This window comes from Amycolatopsis sp. lyj-90, from assembly GCF_046549035.1.
Classification (GTDB): domain Bacteria; phylum Actinomycetota; class Actinomycetes; order Mycobacteriales; family Pseudonocardiaceae; genus Amycolatopsis.
In genome coordinates this window covers 66,488-83,501 of the sequence record NZ_JAJPWP010000017.1, presented here as the reverse complement: position 1 = coordinate 83,501, position 17,014 = coordinate 66,488, and the positions used below count along the sequence as shown (strand labels likewise).

Below are 17,014 nucleotides of genomic sequence, written 5' to 3'. Positions count from 1 at the left end.
CCCGGCCATCGGGACAGGTGGTTCGCCACACCGAGGGCGCTGGAGAAGACTAACTGTCGGGGCGGCCGGATATCCTCCAGTACGGTGTCGCGTTGAACGCCACCGTCACGAGCAAGTTCGCGAGCCACGACTCCAGGAGAAAGACCCAGTGACTGCTGAGACCCTGTACGGGGCCGACGACCTGACGCATCTCGAGGGTCTGGAAGCGGTCCGCAAGCGTCCCGGGATGTACATCGGCTCCACCGACAGCCGCGGCATCAACCACCTGTTCTCCGAGGTCGTGGACAACTCGACCGATGAAGGTGTGGCGGGTCACGCCGCGAAGATCGTGGTCACCCTGCACGCCGACGGCAGTGTCCAGGTCGACGACGACGGCCGCGGCATCCCCACCGGCACGCACGCCAAATCCGGTTTGTCCGGTGTCGAGCTGGTGCTGACCAGGCTGCACGCCGGCGGCAAGTTCGGCGGCTCGGGCTACAAGACCTCCGGCGGCCTGCACGGCGTCGGCGCTTCGGCGGTGAACGCGCTGTCGCACCGCTTCGACGTCACGGTGAAGCAGGACGGCAAGGTCCACCAGATGTCGTTCGCGCACGGCGTCCCCGGCGTGTTCGACGGGCCGGGCCCGAAGGCGAAGTTCACCCGCAAGTCCGGGCTGAACATCACCGGGAAGATGAAGCGCGGCGAGCGCGGCGGCACCTCGATCCGGTACTGGTACGACTCGCGCTACTTCGAGACGGGCGCCGTGCTCGACGTCGAAGGCGTCCGCGCGAAGATGCGCAACACCGCGTTCCTGGTCCCGGGCGTCACGTACATCCTGCGCACCGCCGTCGACGACTCGATCAGCGAAGAGACCTTCCACTTCCCCAACGGCCTGGCCGACATGGTCGACTTCCTCGCCCCGGACAGCGAAAAACCCGTCTGCGGCACGCTGATCATCAACGGCGAAGGCACGTACAAGGAGAACGCCGCGGACGCCAGCGGGGTCATGCAGTCCAATGTGGAGCGTCACGCCGAGATCGAGGTCGCGCTGCGCTGGGGCACCGGCTACGAGCGCACGGTGGAGTGCTTCACCAACACCATCCGCAACGTGCACGGCGGCACGCACCGCCGCGGTTTCGACCGCGCGGTGCTGAAGTCCTTGCAGGACGCCATTTCCAAGACCCGCGGGCTGCTCAAGCCCAAGGAGGACATGCCGACCGTCGAGGACGTCCTCGAAGGCATGACGGCGGTCGTCCACGTCCGGCTGCCGGAGCCGCAGTTCACCTCGCAGACCAAGGACGAACTGTCCACCGCCGGCATCACCCGGGTCATCCAGGGCGTCGTCGACAAGCACATCCGCGCCTGGACCGAAGAGCGCAAGACCAAGTCCGAGGCCAAGATCGTGCTGCAGAAGGTGGTCGACGCGGCACGCGTCCGGCTCACCCAGAAGCAGCAGAAGGACGCCGCCCGGCGCAAGACCGCGCTCGAAGGCGCGGCCATGCCGCCGAAGCTGGTCGACTGCCGCACCACCGGCGTCTCCCGCAGTGAGCTGTTCCTCGTCGAGGGTGACAGCGCGCTCGGTTCGGCCCGGATGGCGCGCGTGTCGGAGTACCAGGCGCTACTTCCCTTGCGCGGCAAGATCCTGAACGTCCAGAAGGCGTCGCTCGGCGACACCTTGAAGAACGCCGAGATCGCCTCGATCGTGCAGGTGCTCGGCGCGGGCAGCGGGCGCACGTTCGACCTGACGACCATGCGCTACGGCCGGGTGATCCTGATGGCCGACGCGGACGTCGACGGTTCGCACATCCGGACACTGCTGATCACGCTGTTCGCCAAGTACATGCGGCCGGTCATCGAGGACGGCAGGCTCTACGCCGCGATGCCGCCGCTGCACAAACTGGTCACCAAGGGCCGCAACCCGGAGACCCACTTCACCTTCACCCAGAAGGAGATGGAGACCAAGTTCGCGGCGCTGGAGCGCGCGGGCAAACAGATCGTCACGCCGGTGCCGCGGTTCAAGGGCCTCGGCGAGATGGACGCCGACGAACTGTGGGACACCACGATGAACCCGGCCACCCGCTCGGTCCGCCGCATCACCCTCGACGACGTCGAAGCCGCGGAGAACGCGCTCGAACTGTTGATGGGCGAGAAGGTCGAGCCGCGCCGCAACTGGCTGGTCGAATCCTCCGACCGGGTCGACCGCGAAGCCATCGACGCCTGATTTCGTTGCTATTCAAGGAGCTTTGAGCAATGGCACGCCGTAAGGGCACCACCACCAAGGTCGACCCCTCCGCGTTCGACCAGCCCGGCGCGAACGTCTTCGACAACTCCCTGAAGACGGAGATCGAGGATTCGTACCTGGAGTACGCCTACTCCGTCATCCACTCGCGGGCGCTCCCGGACGCGCGAGACGGGTTGAAGCCGGTCCACCGCCGGATCATGTACTCGATGAACGAGAACGGCTACCGGCCGACGCACGCGTACGTGAAGTCGTCCCGCGTGGTCGGCGACGTGATGGGCAAGTACCACCCGCACGGCGACACGGCGATCTACGACGCCATGGTCCGGCTCGCGCAGGACTTCTCGCTCAACGTCCCGCTGGTCGACGGGCACGGCAACTTCGGCTCCCCCGACGACGGCCCGGCCGCTTCGCGATACACCGAGGCGCGGCTGTCCCCCGAGGCGATGCTGCTGGTCGGCGAACTCGGCGAGGACACCGTCGACTTCCGGCCGAACTACGACGGTTCGCTCGAAGAGCCGTCGGTGCTGCCCGCGGCGTTCCCGAACCTGCTGGTCAACGGCACTTCCGGGATCGCGGTCGGGATGGCGACCAACATGATCCCGCACAACCTGACCGAGGTCATCGGCGCGGCGCGGTGGCTGATCAACCACCCGAACGCCACCCTCGACAAGCTGATGGAGTTCGTCCCGGGCCCCGACCTGCCGACCGGCGGTTCGCTGCTGGGCCTCGACGAGGTCCGCCGCGCGTACGAGACCGGCCGCGGCGTGGTGCGCATGCGCGCCAGCGCCGAGACCGGCCCGCTGGAAGGCAGCCGCGGCCGCCAGGCGATCACCGTCACCGAACTGCCGTACGGCGTCGGCCCGGAGAAGGTGATCGAGAAGATCACCGACGAGGTCAACAAGTCCAAGCGGCTCACCGGCATCGCCGACGTCAAGGACCTCACCGACCGCGAGAACGGCACGCGGCTGGTCATCGAGTGCAAGGTCGGCGTGAACCCGCAGGCCCTGCTGGCGGACCTGTACCGCCTGACGCCGCTGGAGCAGTCCTTCGGCATCAACAACCTGGTGCTGGTCGAAGGACAGCCGCGGACGCTGGGGCTCAAGGCGCTGCTGGAGGTCTTCCTCAGCCACCGCTACGAAGTCGTCACCCGCCGCACGCGCTACCGCCGCCGCAAGCGCGAAGAGCGTCTGCACCTGGTCGAGGGCCTGCTGGCGGCCCTGCTCAACATCGACAAGGTGATCAAGCTGATCCGCGAGAGCGAGAACGCCGCGGCCGCGAAGGACGGCTTGATGAAGCGGTTCAAGCTCTCGGAGATCCAGGCGACGTACATCCTGGACACCCCGCTGCGGCGGCTCACGAAGTACGACCGCATCGAACTCGAGGCCGAGCAGGACAAGCTGCGCGAGGAGATCGCCGAGCTGTCGAAGATCCTCGACGACGAGACGGTGCTGAAGAAGGTCGTCTCGGCCGAACTGGCCAAGGTCGCCAAGGACTCCCCGACCGAACGCCGCACCGCGCTGATCGACGGCGACCTCAAGGAGGTCCTCGCCGCGTCGAAGCCGTCCGGTCCGCTGGAGGTCACCGACGACCCGTGCCAGGTGATCCTGTCGGCCACCGGCCTGGTCGCGCGGACGGCCGCGGAATCGGAGGAGGCGTCGGAGGTGCGGCGCCGCAACGGCCGCGTCAAACACGACTCGGTGTCCGCCGTCGTGCACTCGACCGCGCGCGGTCAGGTGCTGCTGGTGACCAACCGCGGGCGTGCCTTCAAGACCGACGTGCTGCCGCTGCCGGTGCTGCCCGAGCAGGCGGGCACCGTCTCCCTGCGCGGCGGGATGGCCGCGAAGGAACTGGTACCGCTGGAAAAGGGCGAGCACGTCGTCGGGCTGGCTCCGCTCGGCGAGCAGGCGACCGGCTCCCCAGGCCTCGCGCTCGGCACGAAACTCGGCGTCGTGAAGGTGTGCGCGCCGGAATGGCCGGTCCGCTCCGACGAGTTCGACGTGATCAGCCTGAAGGACGGCGACGAGGTCGTCGGCGCCACCTGGCTCACCGACGGCAACGAGACACTGGCGTTCCTGTCGTCCGAAGCGTCACTGCTGCGCTACGCCGCTTCGCTGGTGCGGCCGCAGGGCCTCAAGGGCGGTGGCATGGCCGGGATCGTGGTGCGAGGCGAGGCGGAAGTGGTCTTCTTCGGTGCGATCCGGACCGACGACGCCGAGCACGGCGAGCCGATGGTCGTCACCGCGACCGGCGCGAGTGTGAAGGTGACCCCGTTCAACGAGTACCCGGCCAAGGGCCGCGCGACCGGCGGTGTCCGGGCACAGCGGTTCCTCAAGGGCGAGACGCGACTGATCGTCGGCTGGATCGGCCCGCGCCCGGCCGGCGCGGCCCGCAACGGCGACCCCGTGGAGCTGCCCGAGATCGACCCGCGCCGAGACGGCTCCGGCCACGCGCACCCGGGTCCCGAGGTCGTGGGTCACCTCATCGAACGCACCTAGGCCGTCGCCGCATTTAGTCCTCTGAATGCGAAACGCCTCCTGCCCCCTTGTTCGCGCCCGGCGCGAGCAAGGGGGTTTCCTGTGCCGGACGGCCGTCTGCCTGCGGATGGCGTAAGACATGAGGGCACTGTCTGCGCCCCTAAGAGGCAAGCCTGGGACCTTCGCTCACTTGAGCGCCCGGGCCGCGCGGCGTTTTCGGCATCCACCCCTCGGCCTCGTTGCCGAAATCGTAGAGATCCACCGCACCTGGACTCGGGAAACTCCTCCGGAGTCCGGCGTCCCGGCATTTCAAGAGTCCATTCGGGCGATTCCCATTTTCCTTGTTTCCAGTTGACCTTGTGGCCGGGCTGCGGATACATTTCCGTTCGGCCAGCTCGGCCCAGACACTTCACGCAATGACGCGGATAGCAGAGCTGCGACTCTTGTACTGAGGGGAATTCGGATGTCGAGTTTTGTCGACCTGCTCAACTCACCGAAAGACACGCGACCGAACATAAAGTTCGAGCAGCCAGGAGAACAATCGGACAGTCAGAACATTCTTGCCCGCGTCGCATTCGAAAAGAATGGGTTCGCCCCCGAATTGCACAAGGGCGTGCCGACGGTGGGCGTACCGATGACCACGGAGACCGAGCCGGGATTCCACGAGGTTTTCGCTGCTTCGGGCCCGGTCGTGGCGGGCAAGGAAGGCGGCCTGGTCTACGCCGTGGACGGCCGCCATCTGTTCTGCTCCGTCCAGGTCAGCGAGCGCGGCGTTTATCGCGATGCGGCCCGGATCGCCTACGACTCCGCCTTCGAGCTCGCCACACGTCTCGGCTACCCGAACATCCTGCGCATGTGGAACCTGGTCGGCGGCATCATCGACGACAACGCCGACGGCGTGGAGGTCTACCGCGACTTCTGCGCGGGACGGTCCGAAGCCTTCGCCCTGTGGTCAGGCAGAATCCTGCACATCCCGGCGGCCACCGGGATCGGCACCCGGGGCAACGGCGTGTACCTCTACTTCATCTCCGGGCGCGCCGATGCCGACGTGCACCACCTCGAGAACCCCCGGCAGACTCCGGCCTACCACTACCCGGACAGCTACGGTCCCAAAGCGCCGAGTTTCGCGCGAGCCACCTTCGCCGACGGAATCCTGTACATTTCCGGGACCGCCAGCATCATCGGCGACGAAACCGTGCACAAGGGGGACATCTCCGGCCAGGTCGACGTCACCTTGGAGAACATCGCGGCGCTGATCAGCACGGAAAACCTGGGGAAAGTCCGGGCGGAAGGCGGCTACACCCTCCAGGACCTCGACTTGATCAAGGTTTACGTCAGCCGTTCTGAAGACATCCCGTTCGTCCGTTCGCGGTGCAAGGAAGTCTTTTCTCCCGATGCGCGGGTCGTCTATTTGAACGTCGACATCTGCCGCCCCGATCTGCTCGTCGAAATCGAGGCGATAGTCCAATGAATCTGGCCCGTCACCTTGCCGCACTCGCCGAAGAAAAAGGCTGGTCGGGGCGAACCGCCTACCATACCGAAGATACGAAGGTGTCTTACGCGGAGTTGTACGCCGGTTCGGCACGCTACGCCGGTGGACTGGCCGCACACGGGGTGAAGGCGGGAGACCGTGTCCTGCTGGTGCTCCCCGACGGTGTCGAACTCGTGCAAGCCGTCCTCGGCACGATCCGGCTGGGGGCCGTGGCGATCCCCCTCAACACCTTCATCCACGAGGCGGCCATCGGGCGTGCGGCCGAAACCGCGAGTCCTTTCCTGACCATCGCGGAACCGGGGACACCCGGGCTCGACCAGGTCGACCCGGTCCCACCCGCCCGGCTGCGCGACCATGAGCCGGTGACCGGGTACGCCGCGGCCGACGCGGATACGCCGGCGTTCGCCTTCTTCACCTCCGGCACGACAGGGACTCCCCGGCTTTGCTTCCACACGCACGGTGACCCGGAGATCTACGACCAGGCCATCGGCTCGGTGGTGGACCTCACCCCGGAGGACGTCACCCTCTCCGTTTCGCGAATGTACTTCTCCTACGGATTCGGCAACTCCATCCTCTTGCCGCTGCTTCGCGGAGGCTCGACGGTGCTCAGCCGGGAGCGTCTCACCGAATCCGCGGCCCTGGAGCTGATCACCCGGCATCAGGTTTCGGTCCTTTATGGACAGCCCAGCTTCTACGCCCGGCTGCTCCAGCAACCTTTCGCCGCGGCGCTCCGCGGCCTGAGGCTGGCACTGGTCGCCGGTGAACCCCTGCCCGAAAGTGTCGAAACCACGCTGCGCGAAACACTCGGGGCGAGGTTCCTCAATATTTTCGGCACCACGGAAATAGGTCACGCGCTGATCGCGAACACCCTGTCCTCGCAACGGGACGGCAGCATCGGCCGGATTCTCCCGCCGTACCGCATGCGGATCGTCGACCAGCTGCGCCGAGAGGTGGCGGCCGGTGTGGAAGGGAAGCTGGAGGTCCGTGGCCCGACGATCGCGCCCGGGGTCCCTCGCGGCTCCGACACCCCGCTACGCACGCCGGACGACTGGTACGTGACCGGCGATGCCGCCACCGTCGATCCCGACGGCTTCGTCCGCCTGCACGGCAGACTGGACGACATCGAGATCGTCGGCGGGCAGAACGTGCATCCCGCCGAAATCGAGGATCTCCTGGTGAGTCACCCCGCCGTCCGCGCGGCCGGTGTCTGTTCGGTGCGCCGGGAGTCCTCCACGACTTCACTGCGCGCCCACGTCGAACTGGACGAGGGCGCCGAGCCGGACCGGGTGATCGCCGAGATCGATTCCCTGACACAGAAGAACCTGAGCTGGTACGAGATCCCGGAGGACATCATCGTCGTCGAATCCCTTCCCCGCACCCCGGTCGGCAAGCTGGACCGCCGGGCGCTCCGGACGCTGGCGGCCGTTCGATGAGCACCCGGACCGAGGCCGAGGCAGGGCTCGACATCAAGGCCGTCGCCGCGGTCACCGTCACGTTGGTCTTGTGGGCGTCCGCCTTCGTCGGCATCCGCTTCGCCGGTGCGCACTACGAGCCGGGGTCGCTCGCCCTGGGCAGGCTCCTGGTGGGCGCGCTCGCCCTGGGCGCGATCGCGGCGATCAAGGGAATGCCGCTCCCGCCGCGCAAGGCCTGGCCCGGCATCGCCGGCGCCGGGGTCTTCTGGTTCGGCCTGTACATGGTCGCGCTGAACTGGGGCGAACGCTATACCGACGCGGGGACGGCGTCGCTCCTGGTCGGGATCGGCCCGGTCTTCGCCGCGATCCTCGCTGGGATCGTCCTGAAGGAAGGGCTCCCCCGCCCTCTGGTGATCGGGCTCGTCGTCGCTTTCACCGGCGCGGCGATCGTGGGACTCGCCTCGCAGCACGGCTCCTCCAGTGCCCTCGGCGTCGCGCTCTGCTTGCTGGCGGCGGCGGGATACGCGGTGGGCGTCGTCTCCCAGAAACCGGCTTTGAGTCACGCGACCGCGTTGCAGGCCACGACCTTCGGCTGCGTCGTCGGCGCCGTCGCCTGTCTTCCGTTCAGCGGTCAGCTGATCCACGATGTGGCGACAGCACCGGCATCGGCCACCTGGTCGGTGGTCTATCTGGGCTTGCTGCCCACCGCGCTCGCCTTCTACACCTGGGCCTACGCGTTGTCCCGGACGCCCGCCGGAAAGCTCGGCGTGACCACCTACGTGGTCCCGGTGATCGTGATCGCGCTGTCCTGGCTCTTCCTCGACGAAGTTCCCACTCTGCTCGCAGTCCTTGGCGGGGCTCTGTGCCTTGCCGGCGTCGGCGTTTCCCGGACCAAGAAACGGAGAGCGCAGTGACCACGATCCCCGATTACGAACTGTTGCCGAGCCCGGCGGAGCTGGCCGCCGAACACCCCGTTCCCAGCCAGGTCGTCGACGAAATCCGGGAACACCGCTCGGACATCACCGACGTGCTCAACGGTCGTGACGGACGGGTGCTGGCCGTCGTCGGCCCGTGTTCCGTCCACGACCCGGTCGCTGTCCTCGACTACGCCGAACGGCTGGCGAAGGCGGCCGAACCGATGAAGGACCACTTGCTCGTCGTGCTGCGGGCGTACCTGGAAAAGCCGCGAACCGGGGTCGGCTGGAAGGGCCTTCTCCACGATCCCTGGCTGGACGGCTCCGAAGACATCGCCGGTGGCCTGCGCACCGGCCGCCGGTTCTTGACCATGGCCGCGGAGAGTGGTCTGCCACTGGCGGGGGAATTCGTCGAGCCGATGCTCGCCCCCTATGTGAGCGATCTCCTCAGCTACGGTGCCATCGGAGCGCGGACGGTCTCCAGCCAGTCGCACCGGGAGCTCGCGTCCCAGCTGCCGATGCCGATCGGGATCAAGAACGGTCTCGACGGTGACTTGTCGGTCGCCACCGCCGCGATCCACTGCGCCCGCACCGCGCAGCGCCACCCGGCGGTGAACGAACACGGCGCGCTCGTCGTGCGAAGTTCGCCCGGCAACCCGGCGGCACACCTGATCCTCCGGGGCACCGCGGCCGGGGCCAACTACGACCCGGAGAACGTGGACGCGGCCATCGAGGGACTACGCGCCACGAAGTCCTTGGACCGTGTCGTCGTGGACGCGTCGCACGGCAACTCCCGCAAGGACCATCGTCGCCAGGGCGGCGTCGTCGCCGACATCGCGCGCCGGATCGCCTGTGGTGAGCGGGGAATCGCGGGAATCATGATGGAGTCGTTCCTCGAAGCGGGACGACAGGACCATCCGGCGCCGTACGGGGTGAGCATCACCGACGCCTGTCTCGACCTGGGCAGCACCGTTTCGGTGCTGGAGTCGCTCGCCGACTCCGTGCGACTGGGCCGGTCAGTCGTCCTCGGGTGATCTCCGCCCCAGTGTCAGGAAAGGGTCGTTCAGGACGCTTTTCGTCTTGAACGACCCTTTCCTGACACACGCGACAGCAAAGGTCCCTTGCTCCCGCTCAGCGACCCAGCAGCCCCTTCGCGATGTGCGTCACCTGGATCTCGTTGCTTCCCGCGTAGATCATCAGCGACTTCGCGTCCCGGGCCAGCTGCTCCACCCGGTACTCCGCCATGTACCCGTTGCCGCCGAACAGCTGCACGGCCTCCATCGCGACCTCGGTCGCCGCCTCCGACGAGTAGAGCTTCATCGCGGAAGCCTCGGCCAGCGTCGGCATCTTGCCCGCGCGCAGCGTCTCGATCAGCTGGAACACCATGTTCTGCACGTTGATCCGCGCGACCTCCATCTTCGCCAGCTTGAGCTGGATCAGCTGGAACCGCCCGATCTCCTGGCCCCACAGCTTCCGGTTCTTCGCGTAGTCCACGCAGAGCCGGTGGCATTCGTTGATGATCCCGAGCGCCAGCGCCGCCACCCCGATCCGCTCGACGGCGAAGCCGGACTTCACCTCGGCCTTGCTGTCGCCGTCTCGGCTGTTCTCGGACTCGCCCAGCAGCCGATCGCGCCCGAGCCGGACGTCGCTGAAGAACAGCTCGCCGGTCGGCGACGACATCATGCCCATCTTCTTGAACGGCTTGCCCTGCGTGAGGCCGGGCATGCCCTTGTCGAGCACGAAGGTCAGGACCTTGCGATCACGGACGGCGGCGCCGTTGCCTTCGTCGAGCTTGGCGTAGACGATGATCGTGTCGGCATACGGGCCGTTGGTGATGAACGTCTTCTGTCCATTGAGGACGTACTCGTCGCCGTCACGCCGCACCGACGTCTTCATGCCGCCGAAAGCGTCCGAGCCGGAGTCGGGCTCGGTGATCGCCCACGCGCCGACCTTCTCGAACGTCGCCAGCCCGGGCAGCCAGCGTTCCTTCTGCGCCCGCGTGCCCTTGGTCAGGATCGTCTGCGCGGTCAGGCCGATGCTCACGCCGAGCGAAGCGACGATGCCGAGGCTCACCCCGGCCAGTTCGCTCACCGCGATGAGCGCCATCGCCTCCTGCCCACCGAACGCCAGCCCACCGCCACCGGATCCCGAGCCACCCTCCTTCGCCAGCAGTTTCGTCACCGATTCCCGCGCGAGCGCGTCGATGCCGAAGGCGGCGAACATCTTGCGGATGAGGTCGTACGGCGGCAGCGTCCCGCTTTCGAGTTCGTCGACGTGCGGCCGGATCTCCTTGTCGACGAACTCGCGGATCGCGTCCCGGATCAGCAGTTCGGTCTCGGACCACTCGATCACGGCAGCCTCGCCGCGATGTCGTCGATCTCCCAGGCTTCCTCGGTTTCGATCACCTTGACGTCGTGCCAGCCCGCGAGTTCCGAGATCGCGCCACCCTGCACCGCGAACACCTTGCCGGTGAGCGGGCACTTCTCGGTCGCGAGGTAGGCCACCAGCGGGGAGATGTTGGCCGGGGAGAACGCGTCGAACTCGCCTTCCTCCACCTCCTGCGCGAAGATCGCGCCCATCCCCGGCGTCGCCAGGGTGAGCCGCGTGCGCGCGATCGGCGCGATCGCGTTGACCCGCACGCCGTAGCGTTCCAGTTCCTCGGCGGCGACCAGGGTCAGCGCGGCGATCCCCGCTTTCGCCGCGCCGTAGTTGGCCTGTCCCGCGTTCGGCAGCGTGACCCCGGAGGCCGACGCGGTGTTGATCACCGAGCCCGCCACCCGCTCGCCCGCCTTGCTCGCCGTCTTCCAGTACGCGGCCGCGTGCCGCAGCACCGCCGCGTGCCCCTTGAGGTGGACCGCGATCACGGAATCCCACTGGGACTCCTCGAGCCCGGCGATGAACGCGTCGCGCAGGATGCCCGCGTTGTTCACGACGACGTCGAGCCTGCCGAACTCGTCCACCGCCTGCGCGACCAGCTCGGCGGCGCCCGCCCAGTCCGCGACGTTGGCCGTGTTCGCCACGGCCTTCCCGCCCGCCGCGCGGATCTCGTCGGCGACCTCCTGTGCCGGGCCGACATCGGCGCCGCTTCCGTCGTTCGCCCCGCCGAGGTCGTTGACCACGACGCTCGCGCCCTCCCGCGCGAACAGCAGCGCGTGCTCGCGGCCGATCCCGCGACCGGCGCCGGTGATGACGGCGACCCGCCCGTCGAGTGCTCCCATGACTTTGGCTCCTACTCCGCGAATTCCGCGAGACCGTCTTTGATCACGACGGTCTCGCCGACGGTGGTTTCGAACGCGTGACTCCCGGCGCCCGCGCGCCAGATCCGCGTCGTCAGGTCCTGGCCGGGCAGTACCGGTTTGGCGAACCGGACGGCGAACCGCTTCAGTCTGTCCACATCGGACCCGGCGACCTCGGTCAGCAGCGCCCAGGACGTGAACGCCATGGTGCACAGGCCGTGCGCGATGATCCCCGGTAGTCCCGAATCCTTCGCGACCTCTTCGTCGAGATGGATCGGCATCGGGTCGCCCGCGGCGGGCGCGTACCGGTATGTCTGGTCGTCGTCGACGTGCTGCTTCACCTCGGCCACCGGTGCCTGTGCACGCAGCGCGTCGTCGAACTTGTGCTCCGGCCCGAGTTCGCCCCGGGTCTCGCCGGTGTCGAACCCGCGGACGAACAACGTCACGTACTGCTCGTTGACGAGGTCGCCGTCCCCGGTCCGGCATTCGAGGTGGATGGTGCCGCGGGTGCCGTTCGGGAGACCCTCGTACCCGGTCATCCGCGCCCGCGACACGAGCTTGTCGCCGGGCTTGATCGGCCGGTGGAAGCGGAATTCCTGTTCCCCGTGCACGATCCGGCCGAACAGCCCGACCGGGACGACCTCCAGCGCGGGTTCCATCAGCGACTCGAACACCGGCACGATCGCGAACACGGGGCTCGCGACGTCCCCGGCGAGATGCGCCGGGATCGGGTCGTTGGTGGCCTTCGCGTACTCGATCAGCCGTTCGCGGGTCACCTCGAACCGGGACTCGTCGGTCCACTTGCCGAGCCCGGCGGGATCGAACCGCTCGTCGGTCACGCGACCAGCGCCTTGAAGTTCTCGAGGGAGGCGTCGAGGTTCTTCTTGCCGTCCTTCTCGACGGCCTTGCCGAGCGCGCCGATGATCATCTGGCCCGCGAACTCCGCGTCGATGCTGGCGAGCGAGCCGTCGCCGGACGCTTCCACGGACAGCTCGAACTTGACCTTCACCCCGGCCATCCCGGTCCCGGAGATCGCGAGCTTCGAGGGCGCCTCGAACTCGTCGACGGTCCAGGTGATCGTGTTCGGCATCCCGAGCATCGTGACGACCTCGGAAGCCTGCGCCCCCTTGGAGAACTCGGCCGGGACCTCGCCCTTCCACTTGGTGTGGATGGTCAGCCACTTCTCGAAGTTGTTGGGGTTGGAAAACTCCGCCCAGACCTTGTCGGGAGCGGCGGGGAGTTCGACGGAGGCACTGATCTTGCCCATGGTTCTTCCCTTTCGGTGAGATCAGCGCACGGCGCGCTGGTAGGCGGTGACGACGGCGGCGCCACCGAGTCCGATGTTGTGCTGCAGCGCGGCTTCGACGCCGTCGACCTGGCGTTTGTCCGCGGTTCCCCGCAGCTGCCAGGTCAGTTCGGCGCATTGCGCGAGGCCGGTGGCGCCGAGCGGGTGCCCCTTGGAGATCAGCCCGCCGGACGGGTTGACGACCCATTTCCCGCCATAGGTGGTGTCCCCGGAGTCGACCAGCTTCCCGGCCTCCCCTTCGGCGCAGAGTCCCAGCGCTTCGTAGAGCAGGAGTTCGTTGGCGGAGAAGCAGTCGTGCAGCTCGATGACCTGGAAGTCCTCCGGTCCGAGCCCGGCCTGGTCGTAGACCTGGCGCGAGGCCTGGACGTTCATGTCGTGGCCGATGATGTTCTTCGCGGTCCCGTCGAAGGTGCTGGCGAAGTCGGTGGTCATCGCCTGCCCGACGATCTCGACGGCCTGGTCCGCGAGCCCGTGCGAGTCCACAAAGGACTCACTGGCGAGGATCGCCGCGCCCGAACCGTCCGAAGTCGGGGAGCACTGGAGCTTCGTGAGCGGGTCGTAGATCATCCGCGAGTCCAGGATGTCCTGCAGCGAATAGCTTTCCTGGAACTGCGCGTACGGGTTGTTCACCGAGTGCCGGTGGTTCTTCTCGCCGATCTTGGCGAAGTGCTCGGCGGTCGTGCCGTAGGTCTTCATATGCTCACGGCCCGCCGCGCCGAACATCCACGGCGCGGGCGGGAAGAGCACCTCGGAGATCTCCGCGAGCGCCTGGAGGTGCTTGCCCATCGGCTGCTCGCGGTCGTCGTAGGTCGAACCGAGTGATCCGGGCTGCATCTTCTCGAACCCGAGCGCGAGCACGCAGTCCGCGCGGCCGCCCCGGATCGCCTCCGCGGCCAGGTACAGCGCGGTCGACCCGGTCGAGCAGTTGTTGTTGACGTTGACCACCGGGATGCCGGTCATGCCCAGCTCGTAGACCGCGCGCTGCCCCGAGGTCGACTCGCCGTAGACGTAGCCGACGTAGGCCTGCCGCACCTCGTCGAACGAGATCCCGGCGTCGGCGAGCGCCTTGGTCCCGGACTCCTTGGCCATCTGCGGGTAGTCCCAGTCCTCGCGGCGTCCGGGTTTCTCGAACTTCGTCATGCCCACGCCGACGACGTACACCTTGTTGGCCACCACGACGCTCCTTGTCGTTGCCGGTCGCTACTGGAACTGAAGATACAGACAGGTCTGTATTTATCAACCCCTTACATACAATCCTGCACGGATGTTACTTACGGCACGCTCAGTGTCAGGTGACGCAGACGGCCGGCTCACACCCCCGTTAAACAGGGTGGACACGACTCACAGGGGGTTTCGATGAAACGTACGAGCCTGGTCATGGCGGCCACCGTCGCCGCCGGACTGCTGTCGGCGGGCACCGCGTCGGCGAGCGAATGGACGATGAGCTACCTGCCGTTGCCGCCCGGCGGCGCCGCCGCGCGAGTGACCACGACGGACGGTGCCGGTGGCTACGCGGGGACCTACGACGGGCGGCTGATCACCTGGACGGGCGGGACCTTCCAGGACCGCGGCCTCCCGGCGGGCTACATCTCGGTCGAAGCGGTGGACGAGAACGCGTCCGGTTCGGTCCTCGGCAACGCCGTCTACTACCCGGAAGGGAGCCGCTACCCGGGCAAGCACGCTTTCGCCTTCGAGAACGGCGACTTCCGGTTCCTGGGGAAGGTTCCGGGCTACTACAACACGCAAGCCCTCGGCACGAACGACCGCGGCGACGTCGTCGGCACGGTGTTCAACGACATCCGCTACGGCTCCACCTCCGCTTTCTGGCCGTCCGGCGACCGTGAGCACCCGGTGCTGCTGGACGTCCCGCCGCTGCTCTCCCCCGTCGACATCGACCAGGACGGCACCATCCTGCTGAACGAACAGTTCGGCGGCACCTGGCTCTGGAAGGAAGGCGTGCTGAGGCAACTCGTCCTCCCCGAGGGCCTTCGCGAATCGAGGGGAATCGCGATCCGGAACGGGAAGGTGCTGGCCTCGACTCAGCTGGGCGACCGGCTCTGGTCGTCCATCGACACCTCCGAGGAGATCCCGGGCGGCATGTACACGACGGCGCTCAACGGATCCGGGCTGGTCACGGGCTACATCTCACCGAGGACCCCCGCGGTGTGGTCACCGGGCGGCACGATCACGACGCTCCCCGCGCCCATTCAGGGGCACGGCGTCGTCGTGGGCGACAACGGCGAGGTCGCGGGAGCGCTGCAGGGCGGCTACGAGAACGCTCCTGTGGTGTGGCGCCGTGGCTAAGGTCGGGATATGGATCCCGAGGAGCTTCGTCAGCGGTTCTCCCAGCTGACCACCGCGCATCTGACCGACGGCTGCGTCCGCGCGGGCGTACCGGTCCGATGCGCGCCCGCCGGCACGCACGCGGTCGTGCCCGGCGGCCGCGTGGCCGGGCGGGTCGCCCCCGCCCGGCACGTCGGCAGTGTCGACGTCTTCCTGGAGGCGTACGAAACCGCGAACCCCGGCGACATCCTCGTCGTCGACAACCGCGGAAGACTCGACGAAAGCTGCGTCGGAGACCTCGCCGTCCTCGAAGCGGAGGCGGCCGGGCTGAGCGGCGTCGTCATCTGGGGCCTGCACCGCGACACCGCCGACATCAAGAAGATCGGCCTGCCCGTGTTCAGCCTCGGCTCGATCCCGACCGGCCCGCTCTCGGTCTCGGCCCGCCCGGACGGCGCGCTGGACTCGGCCGTCGTCGGCGAATGGACGGTGACCCGGGACGACCTCGTGTTCGGCGACGAGGACGGGGTCCTGTTCATCGCGGCCGACCGGGCCGACGAGGTCCTGGACCGCGCCGAAGGCATCCGCGACACCGAACGGCTCCAGGCCGAGCGGATCCGCGCCGGAGAGTCCCTTCGCGAGCAGGTGCGCTTCGCCGACTTCCTCGCGGAGCGCGCGAAGACGCCTTCGCTGACGTTCCGCGAACACCTGCGATCGGTCGGCGGCGCCATCGAGGAGTAGCAAGGGACCTTTGGTATCGCCCGCGCGACTGGGTGCTGGGGGGGACCGGGCCGAGCTGTCCGCGAAGGCCTCCTTCCCTACCTTCAGGGTAGGCAAGGAGGCCTTCACGGACAGGACTTACGAAGTCTTCACGCCGCCAAGCCACAGCAGACCGTCGATGACGAAGCGGTTCTGCACCTCACTGCCGAAGGTCGACGACAGCGGCTGGTTCGTCTCGTAGTTCATCTTGTTGTGGCCGAAGTTGGCGTACAGCATCTTGTACTTGTTGTTGGTCCAGAGGATCGGGTAGTACCCGCTGTACCAGGACTGGTTCGGGTCGGTCCCCAGCGGGAAGCTCACCGGGTCCACCGACGCGAGGATCCGGATGTCCGGGTTCTTGCGCAGGTCGCTGTTCCAGGCGTACCACTCGCTCACCGACGAGGTGAACGTCGCGGGCAGCCGCGTGGTCGAGGGGTGCGGCCGGTTCTCCACCTTCAGCGTCGCCGTCGTCGGCCCCCAGGTGTTGGACTTGAACGCGCCCGTGCCGAGGAACCTGTTGTGGTACCAGTCCCAAGTGGACGGATTGGTGTTGAACGCCGCGACGTGGAAACCGAAGAACGCGCCGCCCGCCTTCACGTAGCGCTCGAAGCCCGCGCGCTGCGACGAGGTCTGCGGCAGGTCGTCCAGGAACAGCACGACCTGGTACTGCGAAGGCTGCAGCGAGTTCAGCTGGTTCCAGTTGTTGGTCGCGGTGTAGCTGAAGTTGTTCTGCGAAGCGGTGTTCGGGAACCACTGGTTGGCTTCCTTGACGAAGCTGATGTGCGCCGCGTCGTAGGTGCCGTTGTAGAAGGCCAGCACCTTGAACGCGGGTGCCGCCTGTGCCGTCACCGGCGCCAGCGCCAGTGCGAGACACGAAACGAACAGCAGAGCGAGCCGGACCGCGATTTTCTTCATCTTGC

Annotated in this window: 14 protein-coding genes; 8 read left to right on the top strand and 6 right to left on the bottom strand. The window is 67.5% G+C overall.

The window, feature by feature from the left end:
- Positions 1-148 precede the first annotated feature (148 nt).
- The 6 genes from ACLJPX_RS42955 (at position 149) to ACLJPX_RS42930 (ending at position 9,547) form a co-directional block, all read left to right on the top strand.
- The gene (locus ACLJPX_RS42955) at positions 149-2,200 is read left to right on the top strand and encodes a type IIA DNA topoisomerase subunit B (protein WP_410605891.1); all 2,052 of its coding nucleotides are present in this window, start codon (positions 149-151) and stop codon (positions 2,198-2,200) included.
- Between the two features lie 29 nt (positions 2,201-2,229).
- Entirely contained in the window at positions 2,230-4,716 is a 2,487-nt protein-coding gene (locus ACLJPX_RS42950) for a DNA topoisomerase (ATP-hydrolyzing) subunit A (RefSeq protein WP_410605890.1), read from the top strand.
- 442 nt (positions 4,717-5,158) lie between these two features.
- The gene (locus ACLJPX_RS42945) at positions 5,159-6,166 is read left to right on the top strand and encodes an FkbO/Hyg5 family chorismatase (RefSeq protein ID WP_101612675.1); all 1,008 of its coding nucleotides are present in this window, start codon (positions 5,159-5,161) and stop codon (positions 6,164-6,166) included.
- A complete protein-coding gene (locus ACLJPX_RS42940; protein WP_410605889.1) occupies positions 6,163-7,620 on the top strand; it encodes a class I adenylate-forming enzyme family protein in 1,458 nt (485 codons plus the stop codon). The genes ACLJPX_RS42945 and ACLJPX_RS42940 overlap by 4 nt, the downstream gene beginning before the upstream one ends.
- Complete coding sequence (locus ACLJPX_RS42935; RefSeq protein WP_410605888.1) at positions 7,617-8,513, top strand: DMT family transporter; 897 nt, start codon at positions 7,617-7,619, stop codon at positions 8,511-8,513. The genes ACLJPX_RS42940 and ACLJPX_RS42935 overlap by 4 nt, the downstream gene beginning before the upstream one ends.
- Positions 8,510-9,547, top strand: a complete 1,038-nt coding sequence (locus ACLJPX_RS42930) for a 3-deoxy-7-phosphoheptulonate synthase (RefSeq protein WP_410605887.1) — start codon at positions 8,510-8,512, stop codon at positions 9,545-9,547. Before ACLJPX_RS42935 ends, ACLJPX_RS42930 begins: the two co-directional genes overlap by 4 nt.
- A 97-nt stretch (positions 9,548-9,644) precedes the next feature.
- Here ACLJPX_RS42930 and ACLJPX_RS42925 read toward each other — a convergent pair whose 3' ends face one another.
- Genes ACLJPX_RS42925 through ACLJPX_RS42905 form a run of 5 tightly spaced genes read right to left on the bottom strand, consistent with a single transcriptional unit; the run spans position 9,645 to position 14,231 of the window.
- Entirely contained in the window at positions 9,645-10,865 is a 1,221-nt protein-coding gene (locus tag ACLJPX_RS42925; RefSeq protein WP_410605886.1) for an acyl-CoA dehydrogenase family protein, read from the bottom strand.
- Positions 10,862-11,731 carry an SDR family oxidoreductase gene (locus ACLJPX_RS42920; RefSeq protein ID WP_101612670.1) on the bottom strand — a complete coding sequence of 290 codons (870 nt, stop codon included), beginning with the start codon at positions 11,729-11,731 and terminating at the stop codon, positions 10,862-10,864. The genes ACLJPX_RS42925 and ACLJPX_RS42920 overlap by 4 nt, the downstream gene beginning before the upstream one ends.
- Positions 11,732-11,742: 11 nt before the next feature.
- Complete coding sequence (locus ACLJPX_RS42915) at positions 11,743-12,588, bottom strand: MaoC/PaaZ C-terminal domain-containing protein (protein WP_410605885.1); 846 nt, start codon at positions 12,586-12,588, stop codon at positions 11,743-11,745.
- Positions 12,585-13,016, bottom strand: coding sequence for an SRPBCC family protein (locus ACLJPX_RS42910; protein WP_101612668.1), 432 nt, complete (start codon positions 13,014-13,016; stop codon positions 12,585-12,587). The genes ACLJPX_RS42915 and ACLJPX_RS42910 overlap by 4 nt, the downstream gene beginning before the upstream one ends.
- 21 nt (positions 13,017-13,037) lie before the next feature.
- Positions 13,038-14,231 carry a lipid-transfer protein gene (locus tag ACLJPX_RS42905; RefSeq protein ID WP_410605884.1) on the bottom strand — a complete coding sequence of 398 codons (1,194 nt, stop codon included), beginning with the start codon at positions 14,229-14,231 and terminating at the stop codon, positions 13,038-13,040.
- Positions 14,232-14,411: 180 nt separating this feature from the next.
- Between ACLJPX_RS42905 and ACLJPX_RS42900 the strand changes: the two genes are divergently transcribed.
- Together ACLJPX_RS42900 and ACLJPX_RS42895 are read left to right on the top strand one after the other, a co-directional pair.
- The gene (locus tag ACLJPX_RS42900; protein WP_410605883.1) at positions 14,412-15,359 is read left to right on the top strand and encodes a hypothetical protein; all 948 of its coding nucleotides are present in this window, start codon (positions 14,412-14,414) and stop codon (positions 15,357-15,359) included.
- 9 nt (positions 15,360-15,368) lie between these two features.
- Complete coding sequence (locus ACLJPX_RS42895; RefSeq protein WP_410605882.1) at positions 15,369-16,076, top strand: RraA family protein; 708 nt, start codon at positions 15,369-15,371, stop codon at positions 16,074-16,076.
- A 117-nt stretch (positions 16,077-16,193) separates the two neighbouring features.
- Here the strand turns inward: ACLJPX_RS42895 and ACLJPX_RS42890 are convergent, their stop codons facing one another.
- Complete coding sequence (locus tag ACLJPX_RS42890) at positions 16,194-17,009, bottom strand: ThuA domain-containing protein (protein WP_410605881.1); 816 nt, start codon at positions 17,007-17,009, stop codon at positions 16,194-16,196.
- Between the last annotated feature and the right edge of the window lie 5 nt (positions 17,010-17,014).

Bases quoted from the DNA above. Each gene is read 5' to 3' on its own strand.
- ACLJPX_RS42950 (WP_410605890.1), top strand. From the start codon at position 2,230: ATGGCACGCCGTAAGGGCACCACCACCAAGGTCGACCCCTCCGCGTTC.
- ACLJPX_RS42945 (WP_101612675.1), top strand. From the start codon at position 5,159: ATGTCGAGTTTTGTCGACCTGCTCAACTCACCGAAAGACACGCGACCG.
- ACLJPX_RS42940 (WP_410605889.1), top strand. From the start codon at position 6,163: ATGAATCTGGCCCGTCACCTTGCCGCACTCGCCGAAGAAAAAGGCTGG.
- ACLJPX_RS42935 (WP_410605888.1), top strand. From the start codon at position 7,617: ATGAGCACCCGGACCGAGGCCGAGGCAGGGCTCGACATCAAGGCCGTC.
- ACLJPX_RS42920 (WP_101612670.1), bottom strand. From the start codon at position 11,731: ATGGGAGCACTCGACGGGCGGGTCGCCGTCATCACCGGCGCCGGTCGC.
- ACLJPX_RS42910 (WP_101612668.1), bottom strand. From the start codon at position 13,016: ATGGGCAAGATCAGTGCCTCCGTCGAACTCCCCGCCGCTCCCGACAAG.
- ACLJPX_RS42900 (WP_410605883.1), top strand. From the start codon at position 14,412: ATGAAACGTACGAGCCTGGTCATGGCGGCCACCGTCGCCGCCGGACTG.
- ACLJPX_RS42895 (WP_410605882.1), top strand. From the start codon at position 15,369: ATGGATCCCGAGGAGCTTCGTCAGCGGTTCTCCCAGCTGACCACCGCG.
- ACLJPX_RS42890 (WP_410605881.1), bottom strand. From the start codon at position 17,009: ATGAAGAAAATCGCGGTCCGGCTCGCTCTGCTGTTCGTTTCGTGTCTC.